At 71.3% G+C, this 4,800-nt stretch carries 2 protein-coding genes; both read left to right on the plus strand.

The genetic code is table 11. From position 1 onward, the window contains the following. Positions 1-4,107, plus strand: a 4,107-nt coding sequence (locus tag BM362_RS45955; protein ID WP_143132664.1) for a non-ribosomal peptide synthetase, incomplete at its 5' end; no start/stop codon positions are given. 121 nt (positions 4,108-4,228) lie between these two features. Beyond that, positions 4,229-4,800 (plus strand): AMP-binding protein (locus tag BM362_RS45960; RefSeq protein ID WP_143132665.1); only part of this gene is annotated, 572 nt, incomplete at its 3' end.

Here is a 4,800-nt window from a genome sequence, read left to right on the forward strand (position 1 = left end):
GTGTTGTGCAGCGGTGAGGCGTTGCCGGACGAGCTGGCGGAGCGGTTCCACCGGCTGGTCGGCGCTGAGCTGCATAATCTCTACGGGCCGACCGAAGCTTCGGTCGACGTGACGGCGACGCGGTGCCTGCCGGGGGAGACCGTCACGATCGGCCGCGCGATCGCGAACACGCGGGTGTACGTGGTGGACGCCGAGCTGCGCGAGGTGCCGGTCGGCGTACCTGGCGAGCTGGTCATCGCCGGGGTGCAGCTGGCCCGCGGCTATCTGAACCGGCCGTCGCTGACCGCCGGGAAGTTCGTTCCGGACCCGTTCGCGCGGCAGCCGGGCGGACGGCTGTACCGCACCGGCGACCTCGCCCGGCGGCTGCCCGGTGGCCGGATCGAGTATCGGGGGCGGCTCGACCACCAGGTCAAGATCCACGGCAACCGGATCGAACTCGGCGAGGTCGAGGCGACTCTGCTGACCCATCCCGACCTGTGCGCGGCGGCGGCCGCGGTGCACGACGACCGGCTGGTCGGCTACTTCGTCGCCGAGCCGGGCTGTACCCCGGACCCGGCCGGGTTGCGCGCATACCTGGCGCGCACGCTGCCGGAACCGATGCTGCCGTCGGTGTGGCTGGCGCTCGACGCAGTGCCCTTGACCGCCAGCGGCAAAATCGATCGCAATGCCTTGCCCGCGCCGGACGGTGCGCGCACGAGCCACGGTTACGTCCCGCCGCGTACTCCGGCGGAGGCAGCGGTGGCCCGCGCGTTCGCGGCGGCGACCGGTGCCGACCGGGTCGGGGCGGAGGACAGCTTTTTCGCGCTGGGCGGTGATTCTCTGCGGGCGATCCGCGCTGTGGGGCTGCTGAACGCGGAGGGAATCGAGGCGAGCGTCGCGGACCTCTTCCGGCGACAGCGAGTGGCCGACTTCGCCGCCGGGCTCGGCGGTCCGGCGGCCGCGATCGAGGCGGTCGAGCCGTTCGCGCAGCTCGCCGCCGGTCAGCGGGAGGCATTGCCGGACGACGTGACCGACGCGTACCCGCTGTCGCTCGCGCAGGCGGGCATGGTGCACGAGATGCTCGCGGGAGCGGACCGCGGCCTCTACCTGAACCATCTCGGGTATCCGGTGCACGAAGAGTTGCGTCTGGACGCCTTGCGGCAAGCAGCGAACCGGCTGGTCGCGCGGCACGAGATCCTGCGTACTTCCGTCGACTTCGCCGCGGTTCCGCCGTTGCAGCGGGTGCACGAGACCGCTGTCCTGGAAGTGACCTGCGACGATCTGCGCGCGTTGCCCGCCGAGGAGCAGGCCGCGCGGATACAGGAGTACCCGGCGGAGGATCGGGCGCGCGGGTTCGATCTGCTCAGTCCTTCGCTGCTGCGTCTGCACGTCCACTGGCTCGCCGAGCGCGAATGGCGGCTGTCGTTCGGCTACGTGCACGCGATTCTCGACGGCTGGAGCCAGAATTCGCTCGTCGCCGAGCTGATCGAGGACTACCGGGCCGGTGCGGCGGATCCGGTCGGACCGCCGCCGGTCCGGTTCGCGGACACGGTCGCCCGGGAACGGGAGTCGCTGGAGTCCACTGTGGACCGCGACTTCTGGGCGGGCCGGGTGTGCGCGGCCGAGCGGTTCGCCGTGCCGTCGGGTTGGGCGGGCGAGGACGACGGGGTTTATCGCACGGTGCGGGTGCCGTTCGACGACCTGACGCCCCGGTTGCGTGCGGTGGCTTCGTCGGCCGGGGTTCCGCTGAAGAGCTTGCTGCTGGCCGCGCATCTCACCGTGCTGCGAACGATTGCCGGCCACGACCGGCCATTCCATACCGGTGTGGTGACCACCAGCAGGCTTGAGCGCGTGGGCGGCGATCAGGTTCGCGGGATGTTCCTGAACACTGTGCCGTTCGCGGTGCCGGCGGACGCGCGCGACTGGCCGGAACTGGCTCGCGCGGTGTTCGCGGAGGAGACCGCGATGTGGCCGCACCGGCATTTCCCGCTGCCGGCGATGCAGGCCGCGTGGGGCGGGCAGGTGCCGCTCGTCGACGTTTTCTTCAACCACACGGACATGCACGTCCTCACCGAAGCGCTGGTCGACCTGGCCGAGGTCGCCGACAGCACGCCCAACGAGTTCGGCCTCTCCGTCTCGACCGTGCCCGGTGCGTTTGTATTGGAGGCGTTCACTCACCGGGTCGCCGTCGCGCATCTGGAGTTCCTTGCCCGGCTTTATCGGCATGTGCTGGAACGGATCGTGGCCGCGCCGGCTTCCGATCCGCGCCGGTGCGGACTGCCCGCGCCGGATCGGGCTGTGCTGCTGCGGAATCCTTCGCGGACCGAGCGGGCCCGCCGGATGCTGCCGGAGTTGTTCGAGGCCACCGCGGCGGCGCACCCGGACGCGCCGGCGATGCGGTGCGGCGAGGTGACCCTCGCTTACCGGGAATTGTCGGTGCGGGTCGCTAGGCTGGCGCGGTATCTGAAGGACCGAGGAGTGCGGCGCGGGGCGCTGGTCGGGGTGCTGCTCGACCGGGGTCCGGACCTGCTCGTCGCGTTGCTCGCCGTGCACCGGGCGGGAGCCGCGTACCTGCCGGTCGATCCGCGCTATCCGGCGAAGCGGGTCGGTTACGTGCTGGCCGATTCAGGAGTGGAGGTGGTGCTCAGCGAAGAGCCGCTGGCAGGGTTGCTGGAGGGAACCGGCTGTTCGGCGGTGCTGCTGGACCGCGACGCGGCGGCGATCGCGGCGCGCCCGGCGGATGGTCCCGCGCCCCGGCCCGACGCCGGCGAACTCGCCTACGTCATCTACACGTCCGGCTCCACCGGGCGGCCCAAGGGCGTCCAGATCGGCCACGGCGCGCTGGCGAACTTCCTGCTGTCGATGCGGGAACGGCCTGGTCTCGCGCCGGGAGCCGCGGTGCTCGCGTTGACCACGGTCTCGTTCGACATCTCGGCGCTGGAACTGTACTTGCCGCTGCTGGCGGGCGGTCAGGTGATCGTCGCGACCGCCGAGGAGTGCGTCGATCCGCAGCGGCAGGCCGCGTTGATCGAGCGGACCGCGCCGTCGGTCGTCCAGGCGACGCCGTCGGGCTTGCGGCTGCTGGTCGATTCGGGCTGGACTCCGCCTGCTGAGCTGACCGTGTTCGCCGGCGGCGAGAAGCTGCCGGACGAGCTGGCGCGGCGGCTCACCGCGGGCGGGGCGCGGCTGTGGGATCTCTACGGCCCGACCGAAACGACCGTCTGGTCGACCGTCGCCGAACTCGACGGCGACCAGGTCAGGGCCTGGGAACCCGTCGCGAACACCGACGTCTACCTGCTCGGCGACGACCTCGAACCGGTGCCGCTCGGGGTGGCCGGCGAAGTGTGGATCGGCGGCGACGGCCTGGCCCGCGGCTACGCCGGTCGGCCGGGCCTGACCGCGGAACGGTTCGCGCCGGACCCGCACGGACTCCGGCCGGGCGGACGGCTCTACCGCACCGGCGACCTGGCGCGGCGGAGGCCGGACGGGTCGGTGGAGATCCTCGGCCGAGCCGACGACCAGGTGAAGGTGCGGGGCCACCGGGTCGAACCGGGCGAGGTCGAGGCCGCGCTGCGGGCGGACCCGCGGATCAGGGACGCCGTCGTCCAGCCGACCCCTTCCGCGGACGGCCTGGAGCTGACTGCCTACGTCGTCGCCGAGGGCGAACTGTCCATTGCGGACGTCCGGAAAGGACTGTCCGGGGTCCTGCCGGATTACCTGGTGCCCAGCGGTTTCGTGCTGCTGCCGGAACTGCCGCGCACTCCGGCCGGGAAACTGGACCGCGCCGCGTTGCCCGCGCCGGAGCCGGTGGCGCGGGAACGTCCGCACGTCGCGCCGCGCGGGCCGGTGGAGGACCTGGTCGCCGGGGTGTGGGCGGAGGTGCTCGGCACGGACCGGATCGGCGTGCAAGACGATTTCTTCGACCTGGGCGGGCATTCCGTGGCCGCCACCCGGATTTCGGTCCGGCTGCGCGCGGCACTGGACGCTGACGTCCCGGTGCGGGCTCTCTTCGACCATCCGACCGTCGAGTCCCTCGCGGCCGCGGTGGCCGGTTATCCGCGGCTGGCGCAGCAACCGGCTGCGCGATCGGTGATCCGTCGGCGTGCGGTGGTGGGTGAGGATGCGTGAGGGGGAGGTTGCGGGTTTTGGTGGGCGGCGGTTGTTGTGGGGTGGTTGGTTGTCGGGGGCTGGCGCGGCGACCGGCTGCGCGGGCGGTGATCCGTCGGCGTGCGGTGATGAGTGAGGACGCATGAGCGAGACATTGCTGGATCTGGTGGCCGAGGGGGTCGCTGCTGGTGAGGCAGCGGTGGTCGCTGGTGGTTGTGAAGTGTCTTATGCGGAGCTGGACGAGTTGTCGAATCAGGTGGCGCGTTGGCTTCGGGCGCGTGGGGTGGGGCTGGAGTCGGTGGTGGGGGTTCGGCTGGAGCGCGGGGTGGAGATGGTGGTCGCGTTGGTCGGGATTCTCAAGGCGGGTGCGGCGTATCTGCCGCTGGATCCGGATCATCCCGAGGACCGGCTGCGGTTCATGGTCGAGGATTCGGGTGCCGAGGTCGTAGTCGGGCCGGGTGATCTGGCCGGGCTCGGCGGGTCCCGGGAACCGGTGGAGGTCGTGGTCCGGCCGGAGAACGCGGCGTACGTGATTTACACCTCGGGGTCGACTGGGCGGCCCAAAGGCGTCGTGATCGAGCATCGCGGGATTGTGAATCGGCTCCGGTGGATGCAGGACGAGTACGGCTTGACGCCGCGGGATCGGGTGCTGCAGAAGACTCCCTTTGGCTTCGATGTGTCGGTGTGGGAGTTCTTCTGGACGCTGTCCGTCGG

This window comes from Amycolatopsis rubida, assembly GCF_900115345.1.
In the GTDB taxonomy this organism is placed as follows: domain Bacteria; phylum Actinomycetota; class Actinomycetes; order Mycobacteriales; family Pseudonocardiaceae; genus Amycolatopsis; species Amycolatopsis rubida.